The following is a 17,532-nucleotide window of genomic DNA, read 5'->3' as shown; positions in this document are numbered from 1 at the left end:
ATGAACACGACCGTCGCACTGACGGCGTGACTACACCCTGTCACCTATCCGCGCAGCAGTCCCCTTACGCGAACGGCACGCTTGGCTGCTCAACGATACTGGCTGAGTAGTCCTCGGATTGGTCCTGAAGAGTTTCCCGCGCCTGGAAGCTCGGCCAACTGACATCGATCCGGCGGCAATCTCGGTCGAATGACGCGGTGGAATCGGATGTCAAGAGCAAGGCAGATAGTGTTGGCGTATGCCGATTCGTCTAAGTGAGATCAGGTCTCATGAGGGAAGCCAGGCTCGAGCATGGGAGGAGTTGGCTTATCAGCTGCGCCCACCCGTAGAACCTGGGCACCTGGAGACCCGAAAAACTCGGGCACCCGACGCCGGGGTCGAGTGGTACGAGGTCTACGCGGATGGGCACACCGAAGGCTTCCAGGCCAAGTTCCACGCCTCGCTGGCCGATGCTTTGAGTGGGATGAAGGAATCTGTTGTTGCAGTCTGTGCGAAGCGGCCCGAGCTGACGGAGCTCACCTTCGTGGTTCCCTATGACTTCACCGACAGCGGAGCAGGGGGCACCAAGGCGGACCAGGATCGATGGGTCGATGCCGTGGCGGGCTGGCAGCGGACTGTTGACGGTGCCGAACAGATCGAGTTTCGAACGATCCGGGCCGGCGATATCTTGGCACAGTTGGCAACCTCGAGACACTCCGGACGGCGTGCCTTCTGGTTTGGTGACTTTGAGCTATCGCCAGTGTGGTTCGAGAAGCAGATCGCCGAGACCATTGCTGTGGTCGGGGACAGGTACACCCCGATGGCCGACACAGACGTGTCTGTAAACGGCGCGGTCGAGGCGGCCGCTGCTGGCGACGGCTTTCTTAGATCCCTGCGTTTGCATCTAGATTCCGCGCTCTCCGCTGGTCGCCGGGACTTCGGCATGTGGGGTTCATTATCGGAGCAAGCCATTCGGCTTCTTGATCGGCTCGCTGAACTCCGCGCTGACGTGAGCGAGCGTTCGGCAGCACCGGGCTCAGTCTTGCCGACCACTGACTTCGACGTTGAGTCAGGCCGTCAGACCGTCGACCACTTGCTCACATGCGCCAGAGAAGCCGCCAATCATCTCGATGACTTGAATGACCGGCGGATGCGGAGCGCAATCAAGAAGCTTCACGAATTGCGTGACGTGCTTACTTCCCGAGAGGCCGCCGCGTACAGCTCGCGCACGCTAGCGCTAGTCGGTGTGGCAGGGAGCGGCAAGACCCACACTTTAGTGCGTGCGGCCGAAGCACTTTACCTTGAGGGTTCCCCGGTCGTCGCGGTTGTTGGACAAAGACTCGGCGACGCCACGTGGTGGCCCGAGTTGAAAGCGGCGCTCGGTGTCGAGGCGCAGTCTGCTGATGTGTTCCTGCAAGAACTCGACTCGCTCGCGGAGGCGAAGGGGCGACGCGCTGTTCTTCTCATTGACGCGTTGAACGAATCTCAGAACCCACGCAGATGGCGAACCGAGCTCAAGGCGCTGTTGGCTCAGGCGAAGGCGTATCCAAATGTGGCTGTAGTCGTCTCGTACCGCACCGACTACTCATCTGTCATTGAACCGCCGGAATCCCTACCAGTTGTTTCACACAGAGGCTTCACGGGCCAGGAGGGGCAGGCGCTCTCGGCATACTGCCGAGTATTTGGGGTTCCGGTACCGGTGAGATCGTCCTTTGACCCAGCGTTTTCAAACCCGTTGTTCCTGCGAATGTTCTGCGAGGTACTCGCCTCGGACGGTCCGGGAACCGCAGAAAGCCTCACCCGATCGACCCTGTTCGGGCGCTTCGCCGCTACCCGTGCCGCGCGTGTGATCGACGCGCTTCGCCTTGCTCCATCCAGCCACGTAGTTATTGAAGCGCTGGATGTGCTTGCCGATGAGCTCCTCGCCGCAGGTGGACGACCTATCCCAAGGGCGGCGGTCGAGAACGCCGTCGATGCCTTACTCCCGGGCCGTAGCTGGCCGGACACTCTGTTCGGTCGGATGCATAGCGAGGGCTTGATTGAGGTTCGCCCATCATTCTCCGCCGGAGAGTCTGTCACCCTGCCATTTCAGGCGTATTCGGAACATGTTCTTGCCAATCGTTTGCTTGACTCTCTAGATGGCCCTGATGAACTTGGCAACAGCGTGCGCGACGTGCCCTGGCTCTGGCGAGCCCTTGCTGTTCTCTTGCCCGAGCGCGAGTCAGTTGAGCTTCCTGATCTCCTCCCTGAGGTGCTTGCGAACCACCGCCTAGACGAAGCGGTTCGCGATAGCCTCATAGATCGAACGGCTGATGCGTTTGGCAAACGTGCCTTCGAACTCCTTGAACATCAGATCGATGGCGAATTCGATGAGCGGGTCAAAGGTGTTGACGCGATGGTCGCATTGGGCCCCCGCCTTGGGCACCCTGCGAACGCACGATGGCTCCACGAGAAACTCAAGGCTCAAGCGCTACCCGAACGCGACGCGTCCTGGTCAATCGCGGCTTACACGGCCGACGACTACTCGCCGTCACTGGCACGTTTGCAAAGCTGGGTTCAGGACACCACGCAGGAGGTTGACACCGCTGAAGCTGAACTGGCTGGCATCACGCTGATGTGGTTACTCACTTCGCCGAACAGGATCCTGCGCGACAAGATCACTAGGACACTCACTGCTCTGTTGACGAAGCGGCTCCCGGTGGCTAGCACGTTGATCACACTGGCAACTGAGGTTGACGACCCGTACGTCCAAGAGCGGGTTCTGCTCTCTTGTTACGGCGCGCTGATGGCCGGCGGAGACTCCGACCGTAATGGGAGCAAGGGGACAATCGACGCCCTGTCGACATGGCTCCTCGCAGGCTTCCCCGTGCATGTCCTCGCTCGAGACAGTGCTCGCGGTATGGCCGCTTGGGCCGCGGACCGAGGTATCCTCACGAAGGAGCAGCAGGTCGCGTTCGACCCGCCGTATGGATCTGCGCCGCCCGAAGAGCCGCCGACGGCCGAGGCTCTGGAAGCGGCCTACGGCTGGATAAGGGACACGGACGGGAACTGTACGGACTGGCGTGCCAACACGATCCTTATGTCCTGCCTCACATGGATGGGTGACTTCAACAAATACGTTGTCAAAAGTGACGTCGGATCATTCAGCCGATACCCCCTCAGCGGACCGCGGCCCTCGCGCAAGCACGGTGACCCGCTAGGCAGCGTCGAGGCCGATTGGGCGGGGCGATGGATCGCAAACCGTGCGATCGCATACGGTTGGACCGCGGACCGATTTGAGAAGTTCGAACGCGAGTACCGTGCCGACCGGGGACGCGAAGGCCACAAGCCTGAGCGCTTTGGGAAGAAGTACCAATGGCTTGCGCTTCACGAGCTGCTCGCGCGTCTGGCAGATAACTACCATCTTGCCCAAGACCCTTGGTCTCCCGATCACGCGCGATATGAGGGGCCGTGGCCCTGGTACGGACGAGACTTGGATCCGAGCATCCCGGCGCGTAGACTCGCCGATCTCCCGCAGCATCTTTTGTTAACGCACGCACCAGACGCCATCTGGGCGCTGCTCCCGGTGCCAGCCCTCGACGCTGCCGCGACGCCCGACAGCTGGGTCGCGGAAGTGGCAGACCTCGCTCCGGCGGCACAACTGTTCCTGCCGACAGATGGAGCAGGACACCCTTGGATCGCGTTGCAACGGTATTCGACATGGGATCGCGATAACGCCCAGCGAACCGGCATGACCAAGCGCGAGCGTGACATTTTCTACCTTCAGTTTTCTTGGCTCGTGCCCCGAGGTGACGGCCAGCGTGTCCTGGATCTCTTCCGAGAACACGGCTTATCAGGCCGCTGGATGGATGACAGGAGTCGCACTTGTGGGCGCTACCTAGGAGAACTTGCCTGGTCGCCCGTTGCGAAGGCGGAGGCAGCGGCTGAGACAGACGATCACTACCACGAACGACTAATCGGAGCTGGGCTCGCACCACGGCCCGCAATCGAGAAGTACCTGTGGGAAGGGAGTGAGCTCGACTGTTCGATCGACGAGAGCATCGATTTCTATGTGCCGACCGACGAACTTCTCGGATCGGCCCTCTGGGACGGAGTAGGTGCGCGATGGACAGTGGACGGTGCGTCCGTCGCGCGTGCTCTCGAGATTCCTGATACCGAGAACGGCCAGGATGCTCTTTTAGTCGAACCAGCGTGGCTGCGTCGGCGACTCGCGGAACTCGACTGCGACATCGTCATCGGGGTTCTGGGCGAGCGACACGCACTCCCAATGGACGATGACGATTACCGAAAGATGGCGTACTCAGATTTCTGGTACGGGGCAGTCATCGGTCCGGAGGCCCACCAAGATGAGCTCGTTGGACCGATCCTCGATGTACGTCGATTGGTAGACGACCCGCGGTAGCCGAAAGTGTCCGCCGTGCGTTCTTCGGGGGGCGCTTCATAGACCATCCGGGAGACCCCCGACCCTCGGGCACCATGCACCTGCGTCAAAGTGGCGACACGACACCTGTTGCCCAGACTGGCGGACGCCTCATCGTCGACGGGTGTAGTCGTCATCTCGCGTGCCTCATCGAGGAATGGAAAGTACACCCCGTTTGCGTGGATACCCTTATCTTATCGAGACACCGCTACGCGACTCATTGTGGCTGCCCTCTGGCCCTCCAAGACGTGGCGCCATTGCCGCTACTCGGGCAGGCGCCGGTGGACCCAGAGTTCGCGACGCGTACTTCCACTGTTCGTGAAGCCGACGAGCTGATCTCCCCACTTCGTACGCGGTGCCATCTGGAGCCCGTCGAGAGGATCATCCTGGGGGTGATGGATGATCCATCTATGCGCTTGACCACCTACATGACCGTTGATCAGACGCACAAGTTCGTCCCGCCCAGTAGCAGTGTCGGTCGATGGAAGGCCGAGGGAGCCATGATCGAGTTCGTGATCGCGTAGTTGCAGAATCAACCGCGGGCTCAGCGGAAACCATACGACGTTGGCCGTCGCATATCCAACTGGCGCGTCTCCCGGCGCCCACCAACAGACCGGCTCATCAGATGTCAGGACCGGAGCCGTGTCGCTGCGGATCAAAGCCCACTGCATCCCGTCGGCCAGACGTGCCCCCAGGCTCTCCAGAGCAAATCTGACGCTTTCCTGTACCATCACGGCGTCAGGTGCAACCAACCTGGGGCCGTTCGGCCCCAACAGCTCGACTCGGATCGAGTTCACCTCCTCAGCGGTGATTGGCCGATCATTCTCACGAAGCAAGGCCCGGATCTCATCATCGGTGATCGTCTGTCCCAGGTCGACCCGCATCCGGTGAGTGGCCACAGCGTTAAAGTCCTCACGCCACCGATGCCCGCGAACGGTCTGGAGCGCGATGTGATTGATCAGGTGGTACCAGTCCTCTTTCGTGAGGTCACCCAGGCCGGTGCGGATCAACTTGTAGATGACTGGCGCCGCCGCACGCTCGAACTGACTCAAGTGGTACTCAACCACCTCGGGGTTGTGACCGACTCGATCCTCCTCCCGGGCGAGGACCTCAGCATCGATCCGGTAGAAGCCAACTTCCGAGCATGCCTTGCGGACCGCGTTTCTGATCGTGCGATCTGACCGGGCACGATCGACCAAGGCGACCTGCTGGTTACTGTCGGCGAAGTTCCGTAAGTAGAATTGCGGGACAAGATGATGGCGCGGGCTCACATCAACATGATCTCACGCCGCGCGAGCAGGCGTGGCGAGGTGACGGCGCGCTTCTGGATCGCAACAGACCGGGCGCGCCGCGTCGGGGTCAGTTCTGGTGTGGTCCTCGTGACAAGCTGAGAGCTTGAAGCGTTTCGTCCTGAGTCGAAGGCGTGATATCGACGACCACAGCAACGGGCAGTACGCCACACTAGCCAGCCAATTGGTGGCCGCACGCTCCGGCCCCTTTGCCTCCTGATCTCCTGTCAGCGCCCCGTCTATCTTGGCTTTGGTGAGGACGAGAGGCCATTTCGGAGTCCGAAGTGCGATGGATGGCTCCTTTGCGAGTGGTGCTGGCACTAGAACGACGAGGAGGCGCGGCTGCGGGAGAAGATCAAGCGTCGCAGGCCCCGCATCTTGAGACTCGAGGGTCTCCAGCATGTCGCCGAACTTCGAATACTAACTGGTGCCTGAGGCACGGTCGCCCTGAGTCGAGCGCAGGCCCAGGCCACTTCCAGCGGATCGTCGCAGCCAGGAACACCCGGATATGTCCAAGAAGGGTCATAAGCAACGCAAGGCGCAACGTCGCAACAATCCGCTGTCGTCGCACAAGCTTGCGGGCATGAAACTCAGCCATCGCTGACGACAATCTCGAATGAGTGCCCGTTGATCCAGTCAACAAGTCAGTGATCGCCCCCGCCGAAGGACCTCAGCGCACGAAGATCTAGGCAGAACCAGCTCGCTCGGACTCGGCCTGGGCACCATCGCGGCGAACAGCGGTGACCAGATCGCTCAGGCTTGTGAAGACAGTCTCGGGGCGCCCGAGCGCACGTTGCGCGTCTCGGAGTTGCGTGCCGGTGTGACCTTCGGCGCATACGTAGTTGGCATAGCCAGCGGCACTGGACAGGTGGAACATGTCGACCAGGTCGTTGCGCCTCCACTTGTTCATATGGTCCGTGAACCTGCGGATAAACAGCTCCGATACCAACCCGACCATCGGCGAGTCCGCGAGCAGGCGTGACAGCTCGCGATCGCTGAACATCGGGAAGTCTGTCGTGTGCGTAAGTCGCCTGTACGCAGCCGTGTAAAAGGTGATGTTCTCGTTCCAGTAACGGCGCCTGGCCAAGCTCCGGCGCTGTTCTTTCGGCAAGCCTTCGGCATGGATTTGTGCGGTGATTGCGGCATGATGGGTGACCCACTTCGTGAGTGGGTTCTTCGGCATCCGATCGGGGTCTATGAGGGCATCGAGAATGACACTCGGCATGGTCAGCATCGCCATGAACTTCTCCGGGTCGGGAGTTTGATCGGTGATACCGAGCGAGGTTTCTCTTTCGAAAAGTGCTCCGGGCTCGGTGACGATGGGATGTAGGAGCGGCGTGTTCTCCGTCAGACCCAGATGCTTACGGATCGACACTTCACACTCGTGCTTCCAAAGGTCGAGCGGGTTGCGGATCTGCCATCCACGGGCCAGGTGGGCCATGGCGACGCCAATTTCGTAGCGCCGGTCGCCGTTTAGGCCCGCGGTTTCGATGAGGTGCCCTGTCGAGAGAGGGAGCACGATTCCGCCGTCGTTAGCGAGCAGGATGAGATCCTGCGCTGCGCGTCGTTCGTCAGGGTCTTCAAGACGAGCCGGGTCGTGTAGGGCGTCGGCGACGGTTCTCCATCGGTTTTGGTCGAGGTACACCGATGGCCGGCCGTTGAGTGGGGGATCGGACGCCGGGTTGAAACCCTCGGTAATGATCAGGTCGTTCTTGATCGTGGTCGACAAGATCCACCATTTCTCCCAGTCGAACGTCGAAGTCGCAACCAAGGAGTCGTGCCGCTGGTGCCTGGGCGCCAGCGTGTCGTCAAAGACTCGACCGTCCTGGCACACGATGCGGATATTCCCCCTCGCGTAGTCGACGTGCCAGTACTTATACCGATCTGCCGAGAGGACCAAGGATTCATCCATGTGGAAAGGCTAACTGAATTCCCGTCGCCATGAGCTGCGTAACGCCCGCTGCTCCTCGATTGATTCTCCGTTCGCGTGGTTCTGGGAGGTTTGGCACTTCGGCCCGCCTGTCGAGCATCTGAACGTCGGCACCAACGAGGTGTAGTTGTCATCTCTGGAGCTTCAGCGAGTAACAGCACACCCCGTCCATCATCCTTGATTATAGTGGCGACGGGTACGGGTGCCCACACCGTGGCATGAGTCGCCATTAGGGTATTTTCTCCGAAACAGGAGCTCAGAAAAACAGCTTATCGCTATGCTCCGACGTTGTTCATCCGCGCGACCTGGTCCACAGCCATCTGCTTGGCGGTCTCCTCATCAACCATTCCGGTGGCGACAATACTGAATGTGCGGTCTCCGACAGTTCCAGTGATGTAGCGAACGGTCTGCCCCACCGCCTCAGCGCCGATGTCCTCGCCGTCCAGGAGCATGCCCGTCACCGTCACATCGGCGGAGGCCAACTCATCGACTCCCTCAATGCTCGTATCCGTCTGTTCCGCCTGGAATGACTTCGACATCGCACCGAACTCGCTGGTGGATTCACTGGAGAACTCCCCGCACTCCGCGACATCCGGCATTCCACCTTCCGGTGTCCCCGTGGTCACCCGCACGAAAACTCCTGATTCGTCGTCATCACCCTGTGTGAAGGATGCAACCGCAGTCCTGTCAGCGGGTTCCATCATCCACTTCAGTACAAGGCCGCTGTCGACAGCGAGCGGTGCACACTGCGGTGGGTTCACAACATCAGCGTCTTCCGCTCCTTCGTCGCCGAAGAACTCACTGACGTCCTCGTTATCCTCTGACCCCACGAGATCATACGAGTATCCGTCCGGTGTACTCGCATCATCCAGGATCAGGTCCCGCGGAGCATCGGAGGCGGGCGGGTTCTGCAGTGCCTCCTGGGAGGCCGAGTCAGTCCCGGCGTCCGAGTTCTCGGCGTCGTCCGAACTACACGACACGAGGGCACTGGAAACTGCCAACGGCAGCACGGCGAGGGACAGGGGCTTGGCAAAGCGACGGATCATGGGGAACCGAACATCCTTAAGTCTCTGAAAAATAACGTCCAGAGAAATGTACCCTGCCGCCGCCCATGAGACTTACTTATGCTGGTAGGTCACCACGCATCCCCCAGGTCCGCGTGCTGGCGGACCCAGGTGTGCATGGCGATACCGGCGGCGACCCCGGCATTGATCGACCTCGTGGAACCGAACTGGGCGATCGACACCGTCAACGCCGCAGCGTCCTGCGCCTGGGCCGTCACGCCCGGGCCCTCCTGGCCGAACAGCAGCAGGCACCGCTCCGGCAGTCGAGCGGTCTCCAGCGGCACCGACCCCGGGGTGTTGTCCACCGCCACAACCGTCAGATCATGCTCCCGCGCGTACGCGGTCACCGACTCAGTGTCCGGATGGTGCAGCAGGTGCTGGTAGCGGTCGGTGACCATCGCACCGCGCCGGTTCCACCGCTTGCGCCCCACGATGTGCACCGTGTCCACCGCGAACGCATTCGCCGTGCGCACCACGGTGCCGATGTTCGAGTCGTTCTCGAAGTTCTCGATCGCGATGTGCAGCTTGTGCCGCCGGGCGTCGATGTCCGCGACGATGGACTCCAACCGCCAGTAACGGTACCCGTCGACGACATTGCGTCGGTCCCCGTTTTCCAGCAGCTCCGGGTCGAAGTGGGCGTCCTCGGGCAACGGGACGCCCGGGTACTCCTCACTCCACGGGCCGACGCCGACCGGGTGATCGAACCACTCCGTCGGGCCCCGGCCGGACGACTGCTCTGCCGGCTCCTCGCTCACTTCTTCCGCCCCGCCTGCCCGGTCTTCGCCGTATGCCCCGTCAGCCCCTCGACGATCAGCAGCTGTGCCGCCACATACGTCGCCATGACCAGACCATCCACCAGCCCGTCGAGCTGCTGCACCACCGGTGACTCACCGCGCAGGAACGCCACGCGTGCCAGGATCAGGCCGTCGGACAGGACGAACAGATTGCCGCCAAGGCCGGCACCCGAAAAATCTCCGGTGCCGAGCTCCGGGTCCGCGGCCAACACCGACGTCGCCGCCAGCGCCGTCCCGTAGCCGGCGGCGGCGGGAAGAGCCGCAGGCGCACCCGTCGCTGCGGTGACGATCCCCGAGGCGAGCACCGGCGCGCGCAGCACCAGTGTCGAGCGGCGTGGCCGGTGACCCCGGCGCCACAGCTCGCTGATGTACGCGAGCTGGTTCACGCTGAACGCGGCGGACCCCAGGTTGAGGTTGCGGGCGCGCACGGACGCGTCCTCGCTACGGCCGTCCTTCCCCATGAGGATCACGTCGCCCAGCAGGCCACCGGCGAGCCCGGCGAGCACCACGGGCAGACGGTCACCGCGGGAGGCACGGGCGCACGCATGAGCACCCAGCAGCGGCATCAGCGCGGGCTTGACCACCTGGGTCACCCGGTCGCCGCGACGTCCCACCGCAGCGGCCGCCACCGACACCGCACCGGCGGCGAGGTACGCCGCCCGCCACAACCGCATCAGGCCAGGCCCAGGTCTTCCAGGCCGAGCAGGCTGCGGTACTCCACGCCCTCAGCCTCGATGACGTCCTTCGCGCCGGTCGCCCGGTCCACCACGGTGGCCACACCCACCACGGTCGCGCCGGCGTCACGGACGGCGGCGACGGCCGTCAGCGGCGAGTTCCCGGTCGTCGTGGTGTCCTCGACGACGAGCACGCGCTTACCCTCGATGTCCGGCCCCTCGATACGGCGCTGCATGCCGTGCTTCTTGGTCTCCTTGCGCACCACGAAGGAGTCGACGTCCTCACCGGCGTGCATCACGGCGGTGGCCACCGGGTCCGCGCCCAGGGTCAGCCCACCGACGGAGACGTAGTCCCAGTCGGTGGTGAGCTCGCGCAGCAGCTCACCGATCAGCGCCGAGGACTCACGGTGCAACGTGGCCCGGCGCAGGTCCACGTAGTAGTCGGCCTCTTTGCCGGACGACAGTGTCACCCGGCCGTGGACGACGGCGAGGTCGGTGACCAGTTCGGCGAGTCGCTGCAGTTTGTCGGCGTTGACGGTGGGCGTGCTCATGGAGGCGTCCTTTGCGTATCTCAGACTGGGGCGGATTCTAGGGGGGTTCTGGTGTGGATCTTACGGGGTTCAGTTGTCCTCGGGATCAACGACCTCGGCGTCGACCTCCGGGTAGTCGGTCTGCTCGCCGGACTCCCCCGCATGACGTGCGTGACGCGCCGACGGCGCACGGTGCCGTCCACGGGACGCCGGGCCCGCAGCCCCGCCGATGACGTCCACCTCTGCGGAGGTGGTGGCGACCTCGTCACCGTCGCCGAAGATGGTGGAACGCCGTTCCGCCGAACGGATCACCCGCGGCCCGCCGCCCGAGATCGTCCGACTGTGATCCGGGTCCTCCCCGACCGCCGGGATCGGGTCGGCCTCGACCGTCTCCCCACCGTCTTCGTCCGGGAAGCCGGAGATGTCACCCATCGTCTGGCCTTCGGAGCGGGTCGGGAAATCAACAGGGGTGGAGGAACGCTCCATCCGCGGTCGGGACTCCTCGGTACGCCCGGCATGGTCGTCCCGCTCGTCAGAGGCATCGGCCTCGGCCATGTCATCGGACGTCGTCTCCGGTGGCTCCGCATCCGGCACCGCGCGCAGATGCCCGCGGTGGGCAGGTGCGTCGACCGTGTCGTTTGCGTCGTCCTGCCCCTCCTCAACGACAACCGCGTCCACCGTCCCGCGCACACGCGGTCGGGTCGGGTCGGCGTTGGTCATGTCCAGCTCGTGCGAGGTAACCCGCGGAGGCAGCACGCGCGACGCCGCCACCAGCGCACGTCCCTGGACGATGACGTGGTCCCAGATCGGAGGATCCGTCCGCCGGGCCATCTTCATCGCGACCCACGTCGTGCTGAACGCGATGTCCGACACGGAACCGGCCAGGGCGTGCAGGGCCGCGTCGACCCTGCTGTCGAGCATCCGGTCCAGCGCCCGGTTGTCCGAGGAGTACCCCGTGTAGGGTGGCCGGTCGCACAGTTCGGAATGACGCATCCCCGCCGGCATCGCCGCCCCGTCCGACAGATGCACCTGCACCGGGGAGAACACCTCACGTCGCAGCGCCACCACGGTGATGCCGTTGACCTCAGCAAGGTGGAACTGGTGGCCGCCGGTGAACCCGGAGACCAGGTCACGGGCGACGGTGGTGGCCGACCCCGCGGCAGCATCCGCCCTGATCAGGGTCATCAGGCTGTCCGGCCACTCCCCCGGCAGGTAGCGGTCCTCCTTGGCGTACTCGTACCCGTGGGCCTGGGCCCACTGCCGACGCGCACGGCGACCGGCGAACAGGCCGTTGGACGACGCCTCGGACGTCGGCGCCACAGCGTCGGCCGAGTCGCCTACGGCACCTGACCCGTCCTGACGGGACTCCGGGATGGGCTCGCCGACCGGCTCCGGACCCGCAGGGGCGTCCGCCTCCCCAGCCGACTCCCCAGGCACCTCCCCAGCCGTATCCTGCAACGCCGGTGTGGGCTCGGGTACGTATGCAGGCTCCGACTGCGCTTCCGGCCCCGATTCGACGACCTGGTCTGCAGGCTGGTCAGGCCGGTCAGTCTGGGCGGATTTGGCGGATTTGGCGGATTGGGAAGCCTGGTCACTCTGGTCCACGGGACGGCCCCATGCGTGGGTGTCCTCCGCCTCCGGAGAGGCGGGGGCCTGTGGCTCCTGTGCTGCCTGTGCTGACCTCCGTGCCGACGGCTGTTTCGACGCACGCCAGAACAGGGCCGCGGCGAAAACCAGCAACGCGAGCCCGAGCACAAGAGCGACAACGGCGACAGACATCATGCCAAGCATAAACGAGGCGGCCCGGGAGCCGGGAACTACTGGTTGGCCGCGGCGTACGCCTCGTGGTCGAGCAGGTCGCCGTCTGCGGGAGCAGCCGACACCGCCACCTCGTAGAGCCAGCCTTCACCGTAAGGATCGTCGTTGATCACACCGGCGTTGTCCTCCAGGTCCTCGTTCACCGCGGTGATCTCGCCGGACACCGGGGCGTAGATGTCGGAGACGGACTTGGTCGACTCGACCTCACCGTAGGGCTCGCCGGCCTCGATCTCGGTGCCGACCTCGGGCAGCTCGACGAAGACGATCTCACCCAGGGCCTCGGCGGCGACATGGGTGATTCCCACGCGGACGGTGTCGCCCTCGGAGACCTCGGTGGAATTCACCCACTCATGTTCCTCGGAGTACAGGCGGTCGGTAGGCAGTGCAGTCATGGTTTTCTCCTCAGGCAGGTCAGGATGGTGCAGTCAGGGTGGATGTTACTTCTCGCGCGAGTAGAACGGCAGCGCAACGACGGTATAGGGGTGGGCCTTGCCGCGGATGTCGACGGTCACCGTCGAGCCCACGGCCGCGGCCCCGCCCTCAGCGGCAGCATCGGCGGACACGTAGCCCATGGCCACCGGGTACCCCAGCGTCGGCGACAGGGCACCCGAGGTGACTTCGCCGAGCCGGACGCCGTCGGCGTTCTGGATCTCGTAGCCGCCACGTGCGGCGCGGCGACCCTCGCCGACGAGGCCGATGAGGGTCTGGGTGGTGCCTTCCTCCTTGGCGCGGACGATGGCGTCACGTCCGACGAACTCGTCCTTGGACTTCGTCGCCGCGAGGATCCCCAGCCCGGCGTCCACCGGGGTGAGCTCCCGGCTGAGCTCATTGCCGTAGAGCGGCATGCCTGCCTCCAGCCGCAACGTGTCGCGGGCGGCCAGGCCGCAGGGGCGTACCCCGTGGGGCTCGCCGGCAGCCAGGGCCGCGTCCCACACGGCGGTCGCCTGTGCGCCGTCGGCCCCGTTCTCGACGAAGATCTCGAAACCGTCCTCACCGGTGTACCCGGTACGGGCGATGATCGCCGGGACGCCGGCGACGGTGCCCTGGAAAGCTGCGTAGTAGCCGAGTCCGGCGACCGCGGCCTCCACGGTGCCGTCGGCACTCGAGGCCCCCGAGGCCCCCGACGCTTCCGGGGCGTCGGTGACCGCGTCGACGATCTCCAGCATCACCGCGGCGGCCTGCGGGCCCTGCACGGCGATCAGCGAGATGTCGTCGGTCTGGTCGGTCAGGGTCACGTCGAAGTCCGCGGCCCGCTCACGCAGCGCCTCGGCGACGGCGGGGGCGTTGCCGGCGTTGGGGATCACCAGGTACTCGTCCTCGGACAGGACGTAGGTGATCAGGTCGTCGATGATGCCGCCGTCGTCGGTGCAGATCATCGAGTACTTCGCCTTGCCGATCTTCACCGCCGACAGCCGGGAGATCAACGCGTGATCGAGGAAGGCGGCGGCGTCCGGCCCGGTGACCCGGACCTCACCCATGTGCGACAGGTCGAACACTCCGACGGCCTCGCGGACGGCGCGGTGCTCCTCGAGCTCCTTGTCGTACTTCAGGGGCATGTCCCAACCGCCGAAGTCGGTGAACTTCGCGCCGAGCGCCTCATGGACCGGGTGCAGGGCCGTGTGCTTGGTCATCAGTTCTCACTCTCGGTGTCAGCTTCTGCAGCTTCGATGTCGAAGTCCTCCAGCGGCGGGCAGGAGCACATCAGGTTGCGGTCGCCGTAGGCGTCGTCAATGCGGCGCACGGCGGGGAAGTACTTGTCGCGGCGCAGCGTGCGCACCGGGAACGCGGCCTTTTCGCGGGAGAAGTGTCCGTGGGACACGGCGTCCTCGAAGTCGTCGCGGATGACGGACTCTGCGGTGAACGGCGCGTGGCGCAGGACGGAGTCCTCCACTGCGACGTCCCCGGCGATGATCTCGTCGATCTCGGCGCGGATGGTGCGCAGGGCGGTGATGAACCGGTCCAGCTCGTGCTTGTCCTCGGACTCGGTCGGCTCGACCATCAGGGTGCCCGCGACCGGGAAGGCCAGGGTGGGGGCGTGGAAACCGAAGTCCATGAGACGCTTCGTCACGTCCGCGGCCGTGACGCCGGACTGCTTGGTCAGCTCGCGCAGGTCCAGGATGCACTCGTGGGCGACCAGGCCGTTCTCGCCGGTGTACAGGGTGGGGAAACTGTCGGCGAGCTGACGGGAGATGTAGTTCGCGTTCACCAGCGCCATCCGGGAGGCCTCGGTGAGGCCCTCGTCGCCCATCATCGCGATGTAGGTCCAGGAGATCGGCAGCACGCCGGCGGACCCCTGGTTCGCTGCAGACACCGGGCGTCCCTCCTGGACGTCCGGCTCAACGGTGACGTCGGCCCACGGGTCGGACGGGAGGAACGGGATGAGGTGCTCGCCCACGCACACCGGACCGACGCCCGGGCCGCCGCCGCCGTGCGGGATGGTGAACGTCTTGTGCAGGTTCAGGTGGCTGACGTCGCCGCCGAACTCACCGGGCTGCGCCAGGCCGACCAGGGCGTTGAGGTTCGCGCCGTCGATGTAGACCTGCCCGCCGGTGGCGTGCACCTTCGAGCACACCTCGCGGACATGCTCTTCGAAGACGCCGTGGGTGGACGGGTAGGTGATCATGATGCCGGCGATCTGCTCGCCGTACTTGTCGATCTTCGCGTCGAGGTCGTCCAGGTCGATCGACCCGTCCTCGGCGTTCTTCACACCGACGACCTTCAGGCCGGCCAGGGCGGCGGACGCGGCGTTCGTGCCGTGGGCGGACGCGGGGATCAGGACGAGAGTGCGCTGGTCGTCGCCGTTGGCGACGTGGTACCGGCGGATCGCCAGCAGGCCGGCGAGCTCGCCCTGGGACCCCGCATTGGGCTGGACGGAGACCGCGGCGTAGCCGGTGATCTTCGCCAGGCGGTCCTCCAGGTCGTCGATGAGCTCCCACCAGCCGGTGGCCTGGTCCTCCGGGACCATCGGGTGGATCCCGGCGAACTCAGGCCAGGTGATCGGCTCCATCGACACCGCGGCATTGAGCTTCATGGTGCAGGAGCCCAGCGGGATCATCGTACGGTCCAGCGCCAGGTCCCGGTCCGCCAGGCGACGCATGTAGCGCATCATCTGCGTCTCCGAGGACACCGAGTGGAACACCGGGTGAGTCAGGATGTCGTCGGTGCGCAGCAGGTCGGACAGCGGGCCGTCCTGCGCGGTGAACTCCGTGGTCGTCACCGAGCTGCTCACCGAGGCGATGACCTGCAGCAGTTCGGCGATATCGCCGTCGGTGGTCGACTCGCCGACGGAGACGCCGACGTGGGTGTCGTCGACGTGCCGCAGGTTGAAACCCTTGTCACAGGCTGCGGCGACGGTAGCCGCAGCGTCCTGCACCTGCACGGTGACCGTGTCGAAGAACCGGTCGTGTGCCAGGGTCAGCCCCGCCTCGGACAGGCCGACGGCCAGGGCCGTCGCGCGGCCGTGCACCGCCGTGGCGATCTCGCGCAGTCCCTGCGGTCCGTGCCAGACGGCGTAGAAGCTGGCCACCACGGCCAGCAGCGCCTGGGCGGTACAGATGTTAGAGGTCGCCTTGTCACGGCGGATGTGCTGTTCACGGGTCTGCAGCGACAGGCGGTAGGCCGGGGTGCCCTCCGCGTCCACCGACACACCCACGATGCGGCCCGGCAGCTTGCGCTGCATGTTCTCCCGGCAGGCCAGGAACGCCGCGTGCGGGCCGCCGAAGAACAACGGCACGCCGAAACGCTGCGCCGAGCCCACCGCAATGTCCGCGCCCAGTTCGCCGGGTGAGGTGACCAGCACCTGTGCCAGCAGGTCGCAGGCGACCGTGACCAGGCCGTCCTGCTCATGAACCGCGGCGATGACCTCGCCGAGGTCGTCACGCAGTCCGCCGGTGGTGCCCGGGTTCGAGACGACGACACCGATGAGGGCGTCCTCGCGGGCGCCGAGCTCGGCGGCGGTGATGTCGACGATCTCCACCGGGATGTCCACCGCGGCGGCGCGGGCGCGGGTGATGTTGATGCTGGACGGGTGCAGTGCGGCATCCAGCAGCACCACGCCGTCCTTCTTCGCCGCCTTCGTGTTCAGCCGCGCCATCATCTGCACGGCTTCGGCGACGGCGGTCGCCTCGTCCAGCAACGAGGCACCGGCGATCGGCAGACCGGTGAGGTCCTCGACCATCGTCTGGAAGTTCAGCAGGGCCTCGAGACGGCCCTGGGAGATCTCCGGCTGGTACGGCGTGTAGGCGGTGTACCAGCCCGGGTTCTCGACCACATTGCGACGGATGACCGCCGGGGTGACGGTGTCGTAGTAGCCGGCGCCGATGAGCTGCTTCTTCACCGTGTTCTTCTCGGCGAAGCCGCGCAGCGTCGCCAGGGCCTCGGTCTCGTCCAACGCGGGGGCGAGGCCGATCGGACCCTGCTGGGCGATGCTGGCGGGCAGGGCTGCGTCGGCGAGCTCCTGCGAACTGCCGTAACCGAGGGTGGCGAGGATCTCCGAGGTGGCGGCGGCGTCAGGGCCGATATGACGGTTCGGGAATGCGTCGTGGGGCGTTGCCATGTGTCAGGGGGTCTCTTCCTGTGTGCTGTCGTGCGGACACGGGTGTACTCCCTCCCCACTCTGTCGATGGTGCCTGAGAGCTTTTTCTCCTTCGGCGGCCGAGTCACGGACGACGGTGACCGGCTCTTTCCAGAGCTGCCTCGCCACAATGGTGCTGGTGCCTGAGAGTGTCGACGGGGAGGTGTTGCTCCTACGGCGGCCGGCGCTGGGCCTGGCCTCTCCCACAGTGGCTGCGAACGGCGGATTCAGTTGTGGATGATGCGTCGATCGGGGTCAGTATAACCGGAGACGTGATCTGCCACACCTGGATCCGCGGATTGCGGGCCCCTTGTCGCTCCCCCTGCTCTGGCTCGGGGGCGGCCACGGATCGTGGGCTCCTGAAGCGGGCGGTGTGCGAGACTGTGGGAAGAGTACGGGAGGGTGCATGACAGAATCGGCCGCCCAGTGGCAGCCGATCGCTGATTCTGTCACGGACTCTC

General features: G+C 64.9%; 11 protein-coding genes and 1 riboswitch. Of the genes, 1 reads left to right on the top strand and 10 read right to left on the bottom strand.

Annotated features, from left to right (window positions below):
• Nucleotides 1–301 precede the first annotated feature (301 nt).
• Entirely contained in the window at nt 302–4,381 is a 4,080-nt protein-coding gene (locus FS507_RS08770) for an ATP-binding protein (protein ID WP_145942400.1), read from the top strand.
• Between the two features lie 281 nt (nt 4,382–4,662).
• Here the strand turns inward: FS507_RS08770 and FS507_RS08765 are convergent, their stop codons facing one another.
• The 10 genes from FS507_RS08765 to gcvP all read right to left on the bottom strand — a co-directional run bounded on the left by FS507_RS08765 (nt 4,663) and on the right by gcvP (nt 17,053).
• Complete coding sequence (locus FS507_RS08765; protein ID WP_145942399.1) at nt 4,663–5,670, bottom strand: DUF4238 domain-containing protein; 1,008 nt, start codon at nt 5,668–5,670, stop codon at nt 4,663–4,665.
• Between the two features lie 703 nt (nt 5,671–6,373).
• Nucleotides 6,374–7,600 (bottom strand): hypothetical protein, encoded by a 1,227-nt coding sequence (locus tag FS507_RS08760; protein ID WP_145942398.1) that lies wholly within the window; start codon nt 7,598–7,600, stop codon nt 6,374–6,376.
• A 293-nt stretch (nt 7,601–7,893) separates the two neighbouring features.
• Nucleotides 7,894–8,664, bottom strand: coding sequence for a hypothetical protein (locus tag FS507_RS08755; protein WP_145942397.1), 771 nt, complete (start codon nt 8,662–8,664; stop codon nt 7,894–7,896).
• 89 nt (nt 8,665–8,753) lie between these two features.
• A complete protein-coding gene (locus tag FS507_RS08750; RefSeq protein ID WP_145942396.1) occupies nt 8,754–9,437 on the bottom strand; it encodes a TrmH family RNA methyltransferase in 684 nt (227 codons plus the stop codon).
• Nucleotides 9,434–10,150 (bottom strand): lysoplasmalogenase family protein, encoded by a 717-nt coding sequence (locus FS507_RS08745; protein WP_145942395.1) that lies wholly within the window; start codon nt 10,148–10,150, stop codon nt 9,434–9,436. Before FS507_RS08745 ends, FS507_RS08750 begins: the two co-directional genes overlap by 4 nt.
• Nucleotides 10,150–10,701 carry an orotate phosphoribosyltransferase gene (pyrE, locus tag FS507_RS08740; protein ID WP_145942394.1) on the bottom strand — a complete coding sequence of 184 codons (552 nt, stop codon included), beginning with the start codon at nt 10,699–10,701 and terminating at the stop codon, nt 10,150–10,152. Before pyrE ends, FS507_RS08745 begins: the two co-directional genes overlap by 1 nt.
• A 69-nt stretch (nt 10,702–10,770) precedes the next feature.
• Nucleotides 10,771–12,459, bottom strand: a complete 1,689-nt coding sequence (locus FS507_RS08735) for a hypothetical protein (protein ID WP_145942393.1) — start codon at nt 12,457–12,459, stop codon at nt 10,771–10,773.
• A gap of 38 nt (nt 12,460–12,497) precedes the next feature.
• Nucleotides 12,498–12,890, bottom strand: a complete 393-nt coding sequence (gcvH, locus tag FS507_RS08730) for a glycine cleavage system protein GcvH (protein WP_075814793.1) — start codon at nt 12,888–12,890, stop codon at nt 12,498–12,500.
• Nucleotides 12,891–12,935: 45 nt separating this feature from the next.
• Entirely contained in the window at nt 12,936–14,129 is a 1,194-nt protein-coding gene (gene gcvT / locus FS507_RS08725; protein ID WP_145942392.1) for a glycine cleavage system aminomethyltransferase GcvT, read from the bottom strand.
• Nucleotides 14,129–17,053: an aminomethyl-transferring glycine dehydrogenase gene (gcvP, locus tag FS507_RS08720; RefSeq protein ID WP_145942391.1), complete on the bottom strand. Its 2,925-nt coding sequence runs from the start codon at nt 17,051–17,053 to the stop codon at nt 14,129–14,131. Before gcvP ends, gcvT begins: the two co-directional genes overlap by 1 nt.
• Nucleotides 17,054–17,103: 50 nt before the next feature.
• Nucleotides 17,104–17,196: riboswitch (glycine riboswitch) on the bottom strand.
• Nucleotides 17,197–17,532 lie beyond the last annotated feature (336 nt).

This window comes from Corynebacterium glyciniphilum AJ 3170 (assembly GCF_007673095.1).
Taxonomy (GTDB): Bacteria; Actinomycetota; Actinomycetes; order Mycobacteriales; family Mycobacteriaceae; genus Corynebacterium.
The sequence above is the reverse complement of the archived record's forward strand: the minus strand, read 5'-3'. Positions and strand labels throughout refer to the sequence as shown.